Below are 18,660 nucleotides of genomic sequence, written 5' to 3'. Positions count from 1 at the left end.
ACCAATGTTAATACCAGAAAAGCTTGCAAAAAAATATAATGTATTTCCAGTAGAATTTCAAGATGATAATTTAGTAGTAGAAATAGAAGATGAAGATATATATGCCATACAGGATTTGAGATTGGCTACAGGTAAAGAAATTATATTGAAAAAAGAGAAAAAAGAACTTATAAGTGAGAAGATTGATAAATATTACAATAACTTTGAACTTGATGAAGATTATGCAAAAAAATTATTTGAAAATCTTTTAGAAAAAGCTATAAAAGAAAATGCAAGTGATATACATATAGAGCCATTTGAAAAGCATTTAATAGTGAGAATGAGGGTAGATGGAGAATTAAAAGAAGTATCAAAGTTTTTAATCGATATATATCCATCATTATCTACTGTAGTGAAATTAAAGGCCTCAATGGATATAACGGAAAAAAGACTTCCACAAGATGGTAGAGTAGATATAAAGTTGGGAGGTGACCTAATTGATATTAGAGTTTCATCAATACCAACTGTATATGGTGAAAAAATTGTTTTAAGAATACTTAACAGAGATACTTTCTTAAAAGATAAGCTAGAACTGGGCTTTTCAAAAGAAGCAATAAAGTCTATAAGTAATATAATAAGTAAAAGAGCAGGAATATTACTAGTGACAGGCCCTACAGGCAGCGGAAAGACTACAACAGTATATTCCTTATTAAATGATTTAAAAGGTATAAATAAAAATATAATGACTATAGAAAATCCAGTAGAGTATAAGATGGATGGAATAAGTCAGATACAAGTAAATTCAAAAATAGGATTAAGTTTTGAGGTGGGTCTTAGAGCAATATTAAGACAAGACCCAGATATAATAATGGTCGGAGAAATAAGAGATGCAGAAACAGCTAAAATAGCAGTAAGAGCAGCTATAACAGGTCATTTAGTTATAAGTACTTTGCACACTAATGATGCAGTGTCTTCTATAGCTAGATTATTAGAAATGCAAATACCACCATATCTTTTAAATGCATCTCTTATAGGTGTTATCTCTCAAAAACTGGTTAGAAAAGTTTGTAATCATTGTAGTCATGAGATTATGATAAAAGACAATTTTAGTGGAGATGTAAATACTAAAGTAGCTGTAGGTTGTGAAAGATGTAATGACAAAGGGTATTTTGGAAGAACAGCAATTTATGAAATACTAGAAGTAAATGATGACATAAAAACATGTATAAGAAATATAGATGATTCTAGTAGTATTAAAGAAGTGGCACAAAAAAATGGAATGATAACATTTGAAGATAGTTGTAAAAGACTAATAAATGAAAAAATAACGACATTAGAAGAATGTTTAGTAGTAAATGAAATGATTTAATTGAACTATATAGTTAACTTCATTTAATTTACTTTAATTAAAATGTTTGAACATAAGTTATATTTAAGTTAGACAAAATTAAATGTATTAAATTAAAAAATATTGTGTTTATTTAATTGCAATTAATATAATTTGGAAGGAATTATAGTGCATGAGATTATCTAAAAGTATATTTTATAATTTAGAGAAATTTTATTTAATATTAAATAGAATTAGTGATAAAGAAGTTAGAGTAATTTGCAAAGAGATAGGTATATTATTAGAATCTGGATGTGAAATTACAAAGATATTTAAAGTCATTGAGGGTCAGTCTAGTAAAAAAGTAAAAAATTTGCTTAATATAGTATCAAATCACATCCAAAAAGGTAACTCAATAGCAGATTCATTTCAGGTAACAGGTACATTTTCTAAATTCTTTATAAGCATGATAAGAGCAGGGGAAACTAGTGGAAGCCTAGATGTAATAATGAATGATTTATCTAATTATTATGATAAAGAATACAAATTAAAAATGAAAATAATAAATATTTCAATCTATCCAATAATACTCATAGCATTATCTATCATGTCAATGATATTTATATTCATATTTGTAATACCTAATTTTCAGGTGGTTTTTGCAAGTAATGGAATTGAACCACCTTTAATAACAAGAGTTTTAATAGGTATATCCACAATAGTTACAAATAACATAGGTTATCTTATGCTTAGTCTTTTATTATTTTTAATAGCAACTGTTTATTTTCTTAGAACAAATGATAATGTAAAAAAATTGATTAATTCTCTGAAATTTAAAATGCCTTTTGTAAGAAAAATTAATCAGTTAGTAGTTACAACCAGATTTTCTAGAGCTTTATCTATTTTAATTAGTAGTGGAATACAAATAGTGGAAGCTATAGAAATGTCAGCAAGTGTTGTAGATAATGAATTTATTTGTGAAAGATTAAATATTTCCAATAACTATATAAAAAAGGGAAATAGTATAGGTAAGTCTTTGAATTTAGCAAATATCTTTCCTAAATTATTTATTTCAATGACAAATACAGGAGAAGAAAGTGGAAAACTAGATAAAAGCTTAGATGTAATAAATAAATTCTATGAAAGTGAATTAAATAATAAAATAGAGCAAATAATGAAATTTATAGAACCTGTTTTAATTATATTTATGGGATTAATTATCGGAATTTTTATTTTATCTATGGTTATTCCCATGTTCGATGCAGTTACTAGTTTTTAAGAAAAAAATAAATTTTATCTAATAAAATTTTTAAAAGGAGAGAATATTTAATTGATAAATAAAAAACGAAAGGGATTTACACTTGTTGAAATGATTGTAGTAGTAACAATTTTAGGTGTTATATCTAGTATAGCATTAGTTAAGTACAGTAAGGTTCAAGAAAGTGCAAAACTAAATGCAGATTATACAAATGCTGCCAACATAGTAACAGCAGCGAGTATGGCTATTAATGATGATGAAAACATAACACAATCTTTAAGCGTAGAATCTCTAAAGGAAAAAGGGTATTTGAATACTGTTCCAGTTCCTCAAAGTACATCTGGCAAATTTGAACTTGTTATAAGTGATAGTGGTGCAGATATAAGTGTAAATGTAAACTCTAAACAATTTTATCCTAAGTAGTATTTTTATATATGCATTTTTATAGCTTAATTAAAGGAGATGGTTATAATTAAAAAAATTTTAAATTTAGAGATAAATGATGATTATATAAGGATTGTATTTTTAAGAAAAAATCACAAAAAAATTTTTATAGATAAATCAATTACAAAAGAAATAAATTTTAATATAAAAAACGATAGCAAAGATGTTATTAAGGTTAGATATATAGAAGATGTAGTTAGATTTGTAAAAGAGGAGATAGGTAAATTAAAAATATCATATAAAAATTTATACTTTAATATTCAAACTCAAGATATAGTAATTAGAAATATTGAAATTCTAGATACTAAGAAAAAAAGAGATATATTAAATATGATTGAATTTGAAATAACACAATACATTCCAATAAATATAAACGACTTTTCAATAAAATATAAAGTTATAAATTCTAGTCATGATAAATTAAATATACAAGTAATTCTTTTTCCAAAGATTATTATTCAATTAATTAAGAGCATTTCAACAAATCTAAACTTGAACCCCAAAGCTATAAATATAAATTTTGATATATTACAAAAACTCATAAACCTAGACTTGATAGAGAATTTTTTAGAAGAAGGAGTTTTTATAGAGTGTAAAAAAAATCAGTTCATTATAAATATAACAAGAGGTAAAAAGATAGAAGAGACTTATTTACTATCAAAAGAAATAAAATCCTATGAATCAGTAAAGAAGCTATTAAGTAGTTTTAAGTGTGTTTATTACTATGGAATAGAAAATAATTTTATTGAAGAATACTTTGAAGATAAAGACAGGTATATAGAAATAAATCCATTGAAATTAAAAGATAAAGTAAAGATAGAAAATAATTTTGATAGAAATTTAGAAAATAGCAGTATAAATTATATAAGTAATATAGGAATGATTGTTTAAATGAAATCTTGTAAAACTATAAACTTTCTCAATGGATTAAAAGAAATTAAACCTTATAATAAGGTATATAAAGCAGTAATAGTCTTAATTTTAACATGTGTTTTATTTAAATCGTTTATATATGTGAAATCTATAAACGAACTTAAAAGTTATATAGGTGAAAATGACTTAATAAATGAGCCAAAACAGACTATACCAGTTGCTGAAAAGACTAGAGAGAAATTTCCTAAAATAAGATTTAATGAAGTAAAAAAAATATATGAAACTGTAGGAATAAATAATATTACTAAAATATCAATAGATAAAAATAAGCTAGAAATGGAAGGTGTATGTAATGATTTAGATGTTTTAAATAATCTAAGAAAAATAAAGTACATAAAAGGTTATTATATAGACAGTATTGTAAGAGATGGAGATAACTATAGGTTTAGAATAAAAAGTTAGATGGGTGATTATTTTTGAGGTTAAATAATAGAGAAAAAAATTTACTAAAAATATTATTAATATTAATTATTGTATTAGCTACTAATATAATATTAAGTCCATTAGAACAAAACTTAACCAGTTTGAAGAAAGAAAAACAAAATCTAATAAATAAAATAAATAAGCAAGATAATTATCAAATAAAGGATAATAGTTATAAAGATGATAAATATATAGAAAATGTTGAATTAAATGGAAATGAAGAATTGAAAAGTAATTTTAATAATTCATTTTTAGATAAAAAAACAAATAAAGATATGGTGTTATTAGTAGAAAATAAATTGAAAGATGTAGTGAATATAGAATATATTAACCAAGAAAATAGTTTAGATAATAATAATAAAAAACAAGTTAATTTAGAAATAAAAGTTAATGGTGAACTTGAGAATATATTGAAAATAGAAGGTTTAATGAAGAATTTAAATTTAAATGATAAATTTGAAAAAATAGAAATTAGCAAATTAAAAACGAGTAATTTAGATATTCAAAATATTTATAATGAATATAAACAAGAAAAAGACAATATTGTTGAATGTAAAATGACAATTAGAGTCATATAACAAAAAAGAATAGACAAAGTAAAAAACTATTATCAATTAATAAAATTTTATAGAGGAATTAGTTTTACGATAATCCATTTCTACAAGAGGAATTGTTAGTGATTTTATCGAAATCCTAATTAAAGTTAATATATTATACCAAAATATAAGTGAATTTAAGAGAATATTTATTTATACTATAGATTGATTAATAAAAAAATGGTATAATAACAAATTGTACTTTAATTTAATAATAAGGGAGTGGAAGTCATATTGTTAGGGAGAAATGAGCTATGCCCTTGTGGAAGTGGCAAAAAATACAAGAAGTGTTGTTTAAATAAAGATATTGTTTCAGAAAGAGCATACAGAAGAACTGAACTTTCACAAAAACAATATACAGATTTATATTCAAAGTTATATGATTATTCAAGACAGGATAGATTCAAAGACGAATGTGAAAAAGCTAAAGAAATGTTTTATATAATGCCAAATGATAGTGTAAATGAAAAATTTGAAAGATTTTTTAATACTTATTTAATACAAGACCATATAATGGAAAATAAAAAGGTAATGACAGTTGGTTTTCTTGAAGAAAATGGTGCAAAACTAAGTCAATCAGAAGTAGCGATATTAAAGAGTCTCTTTGAATCATATGTAAGTATTTATGAAGTAAAAGAAGTTTCTGTGGGAAGAATAGTCTTAAAAGATTGTCTAAGTGGGAATGAACTTTATACAGAAGATGTAAAACTTCTAAGAAGTTTTAAAAGCGGAAGTTGTATGATAGCTAGAATTGTTGATATTGAAGGAACTAACATACTGATAGATGTAACTATAAGTATATCAAATGAAGTAAAAGACATAATATTAAAAGATGTTATGAATTTATTTAATCAATATCAAGACTTATACAAGGATATGAAGACTTTCTTAATTTATCATACACATATACTATACAAGTATATACAACAGCTTTTAGACCCAAGTATAGCTGAATACTTAAAGAGAGAAAGAGATAAGAAAGGCACAAAAGTTAATTCAGAAAATGAATTAGCTGAAATAGAGTGCAAAGTTTTAGATACTCTTAAAGAAAATGTAGAAGAAGAAAATATAGATGCCTGTATAGAGTTTTGGAATGATTATAAGAAAAAACATGAAAATATAAAAGGAGCTGAAAATGGTTGGGCAGCTGCTGTTGAATATTATGTTAAGAAAGAAGCAGGACAACCTATAACTCAAGTACAAATATCAAAAAAATATGATATAAGTTCCAGTACATTAGGAAAAAGATACAAAGATTTAAAAATATCTTAATTAATTATAAAAAGCTTTAAGTCATAGATAAAGAATATATAGTATAATATATGTATAATGTTGAGAAAGAGGTATTAATAATGAGTCTTAGTTTAGGAAATGCAATTGCTGTGTCAACGAACTTTATAAAATCTAATCCAGCAGTACCTGTGTACAATGGAGAAGAAATATATGCAGTTATTTATCATATAGAAATAGGATATAATAATGGTGTATCACCTGATACCAAACAATATATAATAATAGACTATAAAGAGTTTGATTTGTCTATGGATAAAAAAAATGAGTTAATAGAGATAGCAAAAGAATACTGTAAATCTAAAGATATTATAGAAAATGAGAATCTTGAAATAAATCTTTTAGATAATGAAGAAGCAGAAAACTTCTTAGAGAAGGTGTTTAATAACATGAAAGTTATAAGAGGTCTTATAACTAAAAGAGGATAAATAAATGGACTATGTAGGAATAGAAAATATAACACCTTATGAAAATGTATATGAATTTAGTGTGTATAAATATGATGATGAAATCACTTTAGGTAGTGAAGATTTATATGTGTGTGAATTAAGGGTTGTATTAATTAAAGTGAATTCTCTGTATGTTGAAAGATTGAATAAGTCAGTTGAAGCAATGGTTTTAGTAAAAAATTTGAAAAAAGATTTAGATAAAGCAATTGTTGTAAATAAAATAAAGAATTTTGTGTTAGACGAGATTTGGGTAGAAAATCTAGTAAAAGAGAATATAGAAGTTATATTTGTAGAAAGCTAGGAATAACCCTAGCTTTTTTATATTACAATCTAAGAGAGGAAAACAATATGTTAAGAGTATCTAATATAAAACTTGGAATCGATAAAGATATATCTTTATTAAAAGATATTGTACTTAAGAAGCTAAGAATAAAAGAAAAAAACTTAGTTAAATATAGTATATATAAAGAATCTATAGATGCTAGAAAAAAAGGAAAAATGGAGTTTGTTTATTCTGTAGATGTAGAAGTTAAAGATGAAGATAAAATACTCAGTTCAAAACTAAAAGATGTAACAAAAATAAAGGAAATCAGATATGTAAATGTAACCATAGGTGATAAAAAATTAAAGAATAGCCCTTTAGTAATTGGCAGTGGACCAGCAGGTTTGTTTGCAGGTCTGATTTTGGCTCAAATGGGTTATGAACCAATCATACTTGAAAGAGGTCTTGATGTAGACAATAGAACTAAAGATATAAGTGATTTTTGGACAACTAGAAAGTTTAAAAATAATTCAAATGTTCAATTTGGTGAAGGCGGAGCAGGAACTTTTTCAGATGGCAAACTTACAACTAGAATAAAAGATATACGATGTAGAAAAGTACTAGAAGAGCTAGTTCAATTTGGAGCACCAGATGAAATATTGTACTCACATAAGCCACATGTAGGAACAGATATATTAAAAAATGTAGTTAAAAATATAAGAAATGAAATAATAAATCTAGGTGGTCAAGTTAGATTTAATTCAAAAGTGACAGATGTAGTCGTATCAAATGATTCTATACAATCTGTAACAATAAATGATACTGAAAAGATAGATACAGATACAGTTATATTAGCTGTTGGACATAGTGCAAGAGATACTTATGAAATGTTGTATTCGAGAGGTGTAAAAATAATTCAAAAGCCTTTTGCAATAGGAGCTAGGGTTGAGCATCCACAAGATTTAATAAATAAAGCACAATATAAGGAGTTTTACAATCATCCTAGATTAGGAGCAGCTGATTATAGACTTATAGAGCATGTTTCAAATGGAAGGACAGCATATACTTTTTGTATGTGTCCAGGTGGTAGTGTAATAGCATCTGCATCCAATGACTTTGAAATAGTTACGAATGGCATGAGTGAACATGCCAGGGATAAAGTAAATGCGAACAGTGCATTTTTAGTAAATATAACTCCAGAAGATTTTAAAAGTGATAATCCTCTGGCAGGTGTACATTTTCAACAAGAATATGAAAAATTAGCTTTTGAATTAGGTGGAAAAAATTACAATGCACCAGTTCAACTTGTTGGAGACTTTATCAATAATAAAACTTCTACAAATTTAGGTAGTGTTGAGCCATCATATAGACCTGGATATACACTTACAAACTTAAGTGAATGTCTACCTGACTTTGTAACAGAAACTATGAGAGAGGCATTCATATCTCTTGATAAAAAACTGAATGGATTTGCGATGTATGATGCTGTTTTAACTGGAGTAGAAACTAGGTCATCATCTCCAATAAGAATAGTAAGGGATGAGGAGACTTTAGAGTCAATAAGTGTTAAGAATCTATATCCATGTGGAGAAGGTGCTGGATATGCAGGTGGGATAGTTACAGCGGCAGTTGATGGTATAAAATGTGCAGAAAAAATAATACAAAAATACAGTAATAATACAAAAATTTAACATAAATTTAATGATTTTTTAATATTTAACATAAATTTAACATTACTACTCCTATAATTTGATAAAATACAATAGGTTATAAAATTTTTAGAAACATTAATCTCTTTACAAGGAGGAAATAATTTGAACATTATAATAAGTCTAATGGGTGGATTAGGTCTGTTCTTATATGGTATGAACCTTATGGGAGAAGGTCTACAAAAATCTGCTGGGACAAAGCTAAAAAAGATAATAAAATTACTTACTAGTAACCTATTTATGGGAGTTCTAGTAGGTACAGGAGTTACAGCAGTAATACAAAGTTCAAGTGCTACTACTGTAATGGTTGTTGGTTTCGTAAATGCAGGTATAATGACCTTAAAACAGGCAATAGGAGTTATAATGGGTGCCAATATAGGTACTACTGTTACAGCTCAATTGGTATCTTTTGATTTAACTGGTATGGCTCCAGTAGCATTAGGAATAGGTATCATACTTTATTTATTTGGAAATAAGCCTAGAATAAAAAATATAGCTGAAATACTTATAGGTTTTGGTATATTATTTACAGGTATGGATTTTATGAAAATGGCAGTTGAGCCACTAAGAGACTATCAAGGATTTACTGACTTATTAGTTACATTTGGTAGATATCCACTACTTGGATTATTATTAGGATTTGGGATTACAGCAATAATACAAAGTTCAAGTGCATCTATGGGGATGTTGGTTGCATTGGCAGCAGAAGGTCTAGTGCCATTATCAGCAGCATTGCCAATTCTTTATGGTCAAAATATAGGTACTTGTGTAACTTCACTGTTATCGAGTATTGGAGCCAATAAAAACGCACGAAGAGCAGCTATGATGCATCTAATCTTTAATGTTTTAGGGACGGTGATATTCCTAATATTATTAAATAAACCAGTAGTAAACTTGGTTACAAGTTGGGACCCAAGTAATGTTGCAAGACAAATAGCTAACACACATACACTGTTTAATATAATATCTGTCTTAATACTATTACCATTTACAAAGATTATCATAAAGTTAGCAATAAAACTTGTTCCTGATAAAGAAGGCGATATAGATGAAGATGAAGCTAAGACTATTAAATATATAGATGATAGAATGATAGAAACTCCTTCTATAGCCCTTGCAAATACGATAAAAGAAGCACTTCGTATGGGTGAAAAGGCTAAGGAAAGTTTAAATGCATCTATGGAAGCTTTAGTAGAACATTCAACTGAAAAAATAGACAAGACATATAGACGAGAGAGATTAATCAATGATTTACAGAAAGCTATTTTGAATTACTTACTTAAACTTTCAAAAGCACCTTTAGATGATGATTCAAGAGAAGTTGTGGATACCTTGTTTAACACAGTTAATGATATAGAAAGAATTGGTGACCATGCTAAAAATATAGCTGAATTATCACAAGTTGCAATAGATTCAAATATTTCTTTCTCCGAAGAAGGACAATCTGAACTTGATGTTATGTACAACAAAGTTGTTTCAGCATATACTTATGCATTAGAATCAATGAGAACTGATAATGTAGATTTGGCTTGCAAGGTTATAAAAATTGAAGAGCAAGTTGATATAATGGAGAAATCTTGTAGAGCTAATCATATGTATAGATTGAATAATAATTTATGTAGTATAGAGAATGGAGTTATTTATTTAGATGTAATAAGTAATCTAGAGAGAATATCTGACCATGCTGTCAACATAGCACAACAAGTTATAGCTAAGAGATTAGGAAACGATTAAAAATAATATAAAAATTAAAATAGAAAATCAATAAAAAAAGAAACTCTAAATGATAAGTTTAGAGTTTCTTTTTGTTGAATTAGTTATTTATAATGTAGTTATCTTGAGTGCATAACTATTCACAATGAATATATTTTAGTATTTACTAAAAATTCAGATAAGTAATGATTTTTCATAATTTTATTTGATTAAAAATTTATAATTTATAGATAGTTATAGCATTTAGAAGAATCGATTTCCTGATAACAAATGGTGATATATGTACAATTTTGTGGCAAACTTTTAAAAAAAACACCTATATTTTGTGTTATAATCTCTTTAAAACGAATATGCTGAAAAGAGGGATTTAAATGGGAAAAATAAATTTTGATTATAGTAAAGCTACGGAGTTTTTTTGTCAAAACGAAATAGATGTTATGCAACCATATGTAGATGTTGCACATGACATGTTACATAATAAAGCAGGTTTAGGAAATACTTTTTTAGGTTGGATAGACCTTCCTGAAAATTATGATAAGGAAGAGTTTGATAGAATAAAAAAATCAGCTGAAAAGATAAAATCTGACTCAGATGTTCTTTTGGTGATAGGTATAGGAGGCTCTTATTTAGGTTCAAGAGCTGCTATAGACATGGTAAGCCATTCTTTTAGAAATGGACTTAAAAAAGAGCAGAGAAAGGCTCCCGAAGTATATTTCGTAGGGCATAATATAAGCTCAACATACATTATGGATTTATTGGATGTAATTGAAGGTAAAGATATCTCTGTAAATGTAATATCTAAATCAGGAACTACTACAGAACCAGCTCTTGCTTTTAGAATATTTAAAGACTATTTAGAGAAAAAGTATGGTAAAGAAGAAGCGAAAAAGAGAATTTATGCAACAACAGATTCAAGTAAAGGTGCACTTAGACAGTTAGCTACAGAAGAAGGGTATGAGACTTTTGTAATACCAGATGATGTAGGTGGTCGTTTTTCTGTATTAACAGCAGTTGGATTACTTCCTATCGCTGCTGCAGGACTTGATATTGATGCTATGATGAAAGGTGCAAATGATGCTAGAGAAGCATTTCAAAATCCTGATTTAAAAAGTAATGATAGTTATAGATATGCTGTTGCTAGAACAATTTTACATAGAAAAGGAAAAGATGTAGAGCTATTGGTTAACTATGAGCCTCAATTACATTATGTAAGTGAGTGGTGGAAACAGCTTTATGGAGAAAGTGAAGGAAAAGAAAATAAAGGTTTATTCCCTGCTTCTGTAGATTTCTCAACAGATTTACATTCTATGGGTCAATATATCCAAGATGGAAAAAGACTTTTATTTGAGACAGTACTTAATGTTGAAAACTGTAAAAGAAATATAACTATAAATTCAGAAGAAGTAGATTTAGATGGTCTAAACTATCTAGCAGGTAAGACTGTAGATTTTGTCAATCATAAAGCTTTTGAAGGAACTCTATTAGCTCACACAGATGGAAAAGTACCTAATTTAGTAATAAATATACCTCAATTGGATGAATACAATTTTGGGTATTTAGTGTACTTCTTTGAAAAAGCTTGTGGAATAAGTGGATATTTATTGGGAGTTAATCCATTTGACCAACCAGGAGTAGAAGCTTACAAGAAAAATATGTTTGCTTTACTAGGAAAACCAGGTTATGAAAAAGAAAAAGAAGAATTAGAAAAAAGACTTAAATAATTTCAAATAGTTAAGGTTTAATTAAGATTAAAATAATATAATGAAATCATCGAAAAGGAGTTTACTCAAAATAGATGATTTCATTTTTTTATGAAAAATTGGGAAAAATATATTTTGATAATTTATATTATATTAGATAGGGAGTGGTATGAGATGTCAAGAAGAAAGAAAGGTATAAGTTTAGTAATATTAGTCGCTATAATAAGTTCAATACTTAGTAGTTTGCTAACAATAATTTTAGTTAAAGATAATTTAGGAAGTAAAAGTACAGGCAGCTCTACGCCAATAGTTGTAAATGATGATGGTAAGAGTCAAAATATTTATCAAGCAGTTGCAGAAAAAGCCACACCATCTGTTGTAGGTATTACGACAACTAGCGTTGATACTAATAATATGTTTGCAATTCCAACTGAAACACAAGGTGTAGGAACTGGAATCATAGTAGATTCAAATGGTTATATACTTACAAATTCTCATGTTATATCAGATGGTCAGGCTACAAGTGTAAATGTACTATTTAATGATGGTTCAACAACTTCAGGTAAAGTCGTATGGTTTGACCAGCAACTTGATTTAGCTATAGTTAAAGTCGATAAAACTGGATTAACACCAGCAGAATTTGCCGATAGTGATAAAGTAAAAGTTGGAGATATATCAATAGCAATAGGTAATCCACTTGGATTAGATTTCCAAAAAACAGTTACTCAAGGTATAATAAGTGGATTAGATAGAACTATACAAACAGAAAAAACTAATATGACTGGTTTATTACAAACTGATGCAAGTATAAATGCAGGAAATAGTGGAGGACCATTATTAAATCAAAAAGGTCAAGTAATTGGTATAAACACAGCGAAAGCTTCTCAAGCAGAAGGATTAGGATTTGCAATACCAATTAATACAGCTAAAAGCATAGTTGAAGAAGTAATAAAAACTGGAAAATATGAAAAAGTGACTTTAGGTATAAAAGGTACAGATGTATCAAACTATGAAGCAGCTACAGGTACAAAATTAAGTACTGATAAAGGAGTTTATGTTGCAGAAGTAATATCTGGTTCATCAGCAGAAAAAGCTGGAGTAAAAGTAGGAGATATTATAACTAAAGTAGGAGATGCAAATATAACAGGTATGAATGACCTAAATAAAAAACTATATACTTTCTCAAAAGGAGCTAGTACAAAAATTACAGTAAATAGAGGCGGAAAAGCAGTAACAATAAATGTGAATTTCTAAATATGACTATAAAGGTAGAGACTACATGATAAAGTGTAGTCTCTATTTTTATTTAATTTTTATAGCAGATATATCTAAATTAACAAAAATAATATATTGTTTATGTATTATAGCTATATTTACTTATAAAAATAAATTTAATAAATATTTAAATTTAATTTATAAAATCAATATAAATATCATAATAAAATAAAATTTTTTAATATCACTAAAAAAATATAGACAAAATAATAACAAGTATAGTATTATGTAATTGTAGAAATGCTTTTCATAGATGTAGTATATGAAGATGAATTGCATAATAATGAAAAAATGGAATGGATATTATTTAGGGGTGAAAAATTATGAATCCATTAGTTATAAATTTACAAAAATGTAGTATACATGATGGACCAGGAATAAGAAGTACAGTTTTTTTTAAAGGATGTCCACTTGAATGTGTTTGGTGTCATAATCCAGAGAGTCAAACATATACAAAACAAGTTTTGTATAATGAAGAAAGATGTTCAAGATGTGAAGCATGTATAAACATATGTCCTCATAAAGCAATTTTCAAAGGTGAAACAAAAATATGTTTAGACCAAGATAAGTGTGAATTTTGTGAAACTTGCTTAGACTATTGTGTAAACAATGCAAGAGAGATTGTCGGTCAAGAGTATTCTGTAAAAAGCTTGGTTAAAGAGATAGAAAAAGATAGAATTTTCTATGAAGAATCAGGTGGAGGGGTAACTCTATCAGGTGGAGAAGTAATGGCTCAAGACATGGATTTTATTTGTGGAGTAATAAATATGTGCAAATCAAAGGGGATTCATGTAGCAATTGATACTTGTGGTTACGCAAAGTCAGAAAATTATGAAAGAGTTGCAAAATGTGCAGATTTATTTTTATATGATATTAAGCTTATTGATGAAGAAAAGCACATAAAATTTACAGGAAAATCAAATGACTTGATATTAAAAAATGTCAAACTTTTGAGTGAATTAGGAGCTAACATAAATATAAGGATACCGCTAATTGTAGGGGTAAATGTAGATGATGAAAATTTAGAGGTTAAAAAAATGATAGAATTTTTAAAGCCTTTGAATATAAAAGCTGTAAGTCTTCTTCCATATCATAATATTGGAAAACACAAGTATGATAAAATTTATAAAAAGTATGAGGGAGAAGAGTTACAAAGACCAACTGAAGAAAAATTAGAAGAAATAAAAAGGCTGTTTGAAGCAAGTAATTTCAATACTAAGATTGGGGGGTAATAAAATGTCAAGAGGAACTTTTGAGAGAACTAAAAAATTAAGAGAAGAAAGTGTTAATGCAGAACCACACATATCTATTGAAAGAGCAGTACTTATGACAGAAGCTTATAAAAAATACGAGGGAAGTGTAGAGATTCCTGTACTTCGTGCTTTATCATTTAAGCATTATATTGAGAATAGAACTCTTAGCATAAATGATGGCGAATTAATAGTAGGTGAAAAAGGTGATTCTCCTAATGGAGCACCAACATACCCAGAAATTTGTTGTCATACATTAGAAGATTTAGATGTAATGCATAACAGAGATATAATAAATTTCAGTGTATCTGAAGAAGCTAGAAAAATACAACAAGAAGAAATAATACCTTTTTGGAAAAAGAGACAAACAAGAGAAAAAATAATAAATGCAATGACACCAGAATGGCTAGCAGCATATGAAGCAGGTATGTTTACAGAGTTTATGGAGCAAAGAGCTCCTGGGCACACAGTTTGTGGAGATACAATATATAAAAAAGGGTTTTTAGATTTAAAGAAAGATGTAGAAGCAAGACTAAAAGAATTAGATTTTCTTAATGATTTAGATGCATATAATAAAAAAGCTGATTTGGAAGCTATGGCAATAGCTTGTGATGCAATGGTGATATTAGGTAAGAGATATGCTGAGAAAGCAAGACAAATGGCAGAAGAAGAAACAGACGAAGCTAAGAAAAAAGATTTATTACTAATTGCTGAAACATGTGATGTTGTACCAGCTCATAAACCACAAACTTATCACCAAGCTATACAAATGTACTGGTTCGTTCATATAGGGGTTACTACTGAACTTAATATATGGGATGCTTTTACTCCAGGAAGACTTGACCAGCATTTAAATCCTTTCTATGAAAGAGATGTAGAAAGTGGGATACTAGATAGAGATAGAGCGCAGGAATTACTTGAATGTTTATGGGTTAAATTTAATAATCAACCAGCACCACCAAAAGTTGGTATAACATTAAAAGAAAGTAGCACATATACAGACTTCGCAAATATAAACACTGGTGGAATAAATCCAGATGGTCAAGATGGTGTTAATGAAGTTAGTTATATAATACTTGATGTTATGGATGAAATGAAGTTGATACAACCAAGTTCAAACGTTCAAATAAGTAAAAAAACTCCTCAGAAATTCTTAAAGAGAGCTTGTGAAATATCAAGAAAAGGATGGGGTCAACCAGCATTTTATAATACTGAGGCAATAGTGCAAGAACTTATGGAAGCTGGAAAGACTATAGAAGATGCAAGACTTGGTGGAACTAGTGGTTGTGTTGAAACTGGATGTTTTGGTAAAGAAGCATATGTTTTAACTGGATATATGAATATTCCAAAAATACTTGAATTAACATTAAATGATGGATATGACCCAATTAGCAAAAAGCAAATAGGTATAAAAACTGGAGACCCTAGAAGTTTTAAATCTTATGAGGAATTATTTGAGGCATTTAAAAAGCAATTACACTATATGATTGATATAAAAATAGAAGGAAATGCTGTAATAGAAAATATATGTGCAAAACACATGCCTTGCCCACTTATGTCTACAATAGTTGATGATTGTATAGAAAAAGGCAAAGACTATCAAAGAGGTGGAGCAAGATACAACACTAGATATATACAAGGTGTTGGTATAGGAACTATAACAGATAGTTTAACAGCAATAAAATACAACGTATTCGATAAGCAAAAATTTGATATGGATACATTACTTAAAGCACTTGATGCTAATTTTGAAGGATATGAAGCTATACTTAATTTAGTTTCAAATAAGACTCCTAAATATGGAAATGATGATGATTATGCTGATGAAATAATGCAAGATATATTCAACACATATTATAATGAGGTAACTGGTAGACCAACTGTTTGTGGTGGAGAATATAGAGTAGATATGTTACCAACAACTTGTCATGTATACTTTGGTGAAATTATGGGAGCAAGTCCAAATGGTAGACTTTGTGCAAAACCAGTTTCAGAGGGAATCTCACCTGAAAAAGGTGGAGATACTAATGGACCTACAGCAGTTATAAAATCTTGTGCTAAGATGGACCATATAAAAACTGGTGGAACATTATTAAATCAAAGATTTGCGCCATCAGTAGTTCAAGGGGAAAAAGGATTGGATAATATGGCTAATCTAGTAAGAGCATACTTTAATATGGATGGGCATCATATACAATTCAATGTATTTGATAAAAATGTATTATTAGAGGCTCAAAAAAATCCTCAAGATTACAAAGACTTAATAGTTAGAGTTGCAGGATATAGTGACCATTTCAATAATCTAAGTAGAACACTACAAGATGAGATAATAGGAAGAACTGAGCAAACATTCTAGGATTGTTTGTAAACAAAATTTATTACTATGTAAAAACACAACTGGTATAATAGAGTATATACTATAGATACCATTTAAAAAATTTCAGATTAATTATGAGCTAACTTTCTAAATTGGAAGTTAGCTCGTTAAGTTTAATGAAAAAATCGTTAAATTTATATTTAATAAGCTTTATACAGAGCAATAATTTATATTAATAATATTAAGTTTTATGTGTATAAGACAATTTTAAGCAGTTAAAATATAGTTAATTTAGCTACTTTAAAATAAAAACTAATAGAAAAAAGGAGATTTGATATGAAAACTTTAGGATTTATTGGTTCAGGAAATATGGGAAGTGCAATGATAGGTGGTATAGTAAAATCAGGTCTAGTAAAAGCAGAAGATATAACTGTATCAGACTTAAGCCAAATCGCTTTAGATAAAGTAAAAGCAGAATTTTCAGTAAACACTACGACTGATTCAAAGGTAGCTGTTTCAAATTCTGATGTAATATTAGTGGCACTTAAGCCTAATATATGTGAAAAAGCTTTAGCTCCACTTAAAGAATTAATAGATGCAGATAAAATAATAGTGTCAATAGCAGCAGGAAAAACTATAGAAGCATTGGAAAATATTATAGGTTCAGATAAAAAAATAGTAAGAGTAATGCCAAATACTCCAGCTCTTGTTGGGGAAGGTATGTCAGCTCTTTGTAAAAATAATAATGTGACTGATGAAGAATTAAATATGATTAAGGCTTTATTTGAATCATTTGGAGAGGCAGAGATAGTATCAGAATATTTAATGGATACTGTTACAGGTGTTAGTGGGTCTTCTCCTGCTTATGTGTTTATGTTTATAGAAGCTATGGCAGATGCAGCAGTATTAGCTGGTATGCCAAGACAACAAGCTTATAAATTTGCATCACAAGCAGTTATGGGTTCAGCTAAGATGGTTCTTGAAACTGGTAAACATCCAGGTGAATTAAAGGATATGGTTTGTTCTCCAGCAGGGACTACTATAGAAGCAGTTAGAGTATTAGAAGAAGAAGGGTTTAGAGCAGCAGTTATAAAATCTATTGTTGCTGCTACAGATAAATCTAAAGATATGAGTAAATAGTAAATTAAGAATAATGTAAAAATAAATGTCTCAAAATAAATTCTTTAGTTTGTTTTGAGACATTTTCTATAGATATTAGTAAATATATTTTATAAAAAGAAGGACTTCTTATATTTTTTCCTTTTAAATTATGTAAATAGATGCTAATTTATTTAGATACAAATTTATCTATAGAGTTGATATTTTTGATTTTATTCTATAATATAATCTTTCTATAAATAACTAGTAAAATCTATTCTTTTATTGTATTTTGTTATATAATATTATAAATATGTATTCATAATATTGATAAAGTAATAGATGTTAATGAAAGATTAAAATAGGTATTGAGAAGATGTATATTTATTCATATTTCTAGTGAAAAGTTAATGACATTTTAAAATAATTACAATAATAAATCACCTATTTCTAGATACTATGTAATGTTTTTTATAGATATATTTTAATCAAGTCTTATGTTGGAGTGTTTCTTTAATGGGACCTATTGACATTAAAAAATAATATTAAGACAAATTTAAAAAATTTGAGCTTGAATTTAATGAACTTATTTTATTTTTCAAAAATGAAGTAAGCTTTTTTATTTTATTACAATGAG

General features: G+C 27.6%; 16 protein-coding genes. All 16 read left to right on the top strand.

Features of this window, described 5'->3' with window-relative positions; all coding sequences use genetic code 11:
* Positions 1-4 precede the first annotated feature (4 nt).
* The gene (locus ACTG46_RS17695; RefSeq protein ID WP_222153447.1) at positions 5-1,348 is read left to right on the top strand and encodes a GspE/PulE family protein; all 1,344 of its coding nucleotides are present in this window, start codon (positions 5-7) and stop codon (positions 1,346-1,348) included.
* A gap of 151 nt (positions 1,349-1,499) precedes the next feature.
* Positions 1,500-2,585, top strand: a complete 1,086-nt coding sequence (locus tag ACTG46_RS17690) for a type II secretion system F family protein (RefSeq protein ID WP_479923324.1) — start codon at positions 1,500-1,502, stop codon at positions 2,583-2,585.
* Between the two features lie 51 nt (positions 2,586-2,636).
* Entirely contained in the window at positions 2,637-2,987 is a 351-nt protein-coding gene (locus ACTG46_RS17685) for a type II secretion system protein (protein ID WP_054271734.1), read from the top strand.
* Positions 2,988-3,026: 39 nt separating this feature from the next.
* Positions 3,027-3,899, top strand: coding sequence for a pilus assembly protein PilM (locus ACTG46_RS17680; RefSeq protein ID WP_479923323.1), 873 nt, complete (start codon positions 3,027-3,029; stop codon positions 3,897-3,899).
* Positions 3,900-4,343 carry a hypothetical protein gene (locus ACTG46_RS17675; RefSeq protein ID WP_479923322.1) on the top strand — a complete coding sequence of 148 codons (444 nt, stop codon included), beginning with the start codon at positions 3,900-3,902 and terminating at the stop codon, positions 4,341-4,343.
* A gap of 14 nt (positions 4,344-4,357) precedes the next feature.
* Positions 4,358-4,942, top strand: a complete 585-nt coding sequence (locus ACTG46_RS17670) for a hypothetical protein (RefSeq protein ID WP_479923321.1) — start codon at positions 4,358-4,360, stop codon at positions 4,940-4,942.
* A 252-nt stretch (positions 4,943-5,194) separates the two neighbouring features.
* A complete protein-coding gene (locus ACTG46_RS17665) occupies positions 5,195-6,232 on the top strand; it encodes a YecA family protein (RefSeq protein ID WP_479923320.1) in 1,038 nt (345 codons plus the stop codon).
* A gap of 80 nt (positions 6,233-6,312) precedes the next feature.
* The gene (locus ACTG46_RS17660; RefSeq protein ID WP_054271729.1) at positions 6,313-6,678 is read left to right on the top strand and encodes a hypothetical protein; all 366 of its coding nucleotides are present in this window, start codon (positions 6,313-6,315) and stop codon (positions 6,676-6,678) included.
* 4 nt (positions 6,679-6,682) lie between these two features.
* Positions 6,683-7,000: a hypothetical protein gene (locus tag ACTG46_RS17655; protein WP_054271728.1), complete on the top strand. Its 318-nt coding sequence runs from the start codon at positions 6,683-6,685 to the stop codon at positions 6,998-7,000.
* Between the two features lie 47 nt (positions 7,001-7,047).
* The gene (locus ACTG46_RS17650; protein WP_479923319.1) at positions 7,048-8,652 is read left to right on the top strand and encodes an NAD(P)/FAD-dependent oxidoreductase; all 1,605 of its coding nucleotides are present in this window, start codon (positions 7,048-7,050) and stop codon (positions 8,650-8,652) included.
* A 123-nt stretch (positions 8,653-8,775) separates the two neighbouring features.
* On the top strand, positions 8,776-10,404 hold the full coding sequence (locus tag ACTG46_RS17645) for a Na/Pi cotransporter family protein (protein WP_054277650.1): 1,629 nt from the start codon (positions 8,776-8,778) through the stop codon (positions 10,402-10,404).
* A gap of 350 nt (positions 10,405-10,754) precedes the next feature.
* Positions 10,755-12,104: a glucose-6-phosphate isomerase gene (locus ACTG46_RS17640; protein ID WP_479923318.1), complete on the top strand. Its 1,350-nt coding sequence runs from the start codon at positions 10,755-10,757 to the stop codon at positions 12,102-12,104.
* A 153-nt stretch (positions 12,105-12,257) separates the two neighbouring features.
* On the top strand, positions 12,258-13,337 hold the full coding sequence (gene htrA, locus ACTG46_RS17635; protein ID WP_054271724.1) for a serine protease HtrA: 1,080 nt from the start codon (positions 12,258-12,260) through the stop codon (positions 13,335-13,337).
* A gap of 344 nt (positions 13,338-13,681) precedes the next feature.
* A complete protein-coding gene (locus ACTG46_RS17630) occupies positions 13,682-14,590 on the top strand; it encodes a trans-4-hydroxy-L-proline dehydratase activase (RefSeq protein WP_054277647.1) in 909 nt (302 codons plus the stop codon).
* A 4-nt stretch (positions 14,591-14,594) separates the two neighbouring features.
* The gene (gene hypD, locus ACTG46_RS17625) at positions 14,595-16,964 is read left to right on the top strand and encodes a trans-4-hydroxy-L-proline dehydratase (protein ID WP_054271722.1); all 2,370 of its coding nucleotides are present in this window, start codon (positions 14,595-14,597) and stop codon (positions 16,962-16,964) included.
* A 297-nt stretch (positions 16,965-17,261) separates the two neighbouring features.
* Positions 17,262-18,065, top strand: a complete 804-nt coding sequence (gene proC / locus ACTG46_RS17620; protein WP_054271721.1) for a pyrroline-5-carboxylate reductase — start codon at positions 17,262-17,264, stop codon at positions 18,063-18,065.
* Positions 18,066-18,660: the final 595 nt, after the last annotated feature.

This window comes from Clostridioides sp. LIBA-7678 (assembly GCF_056716065.1).
Note: the sequence above shows the minus strand (reverse complement) of the source record. Positions and strands in the feature narration are given on the sequence as shown.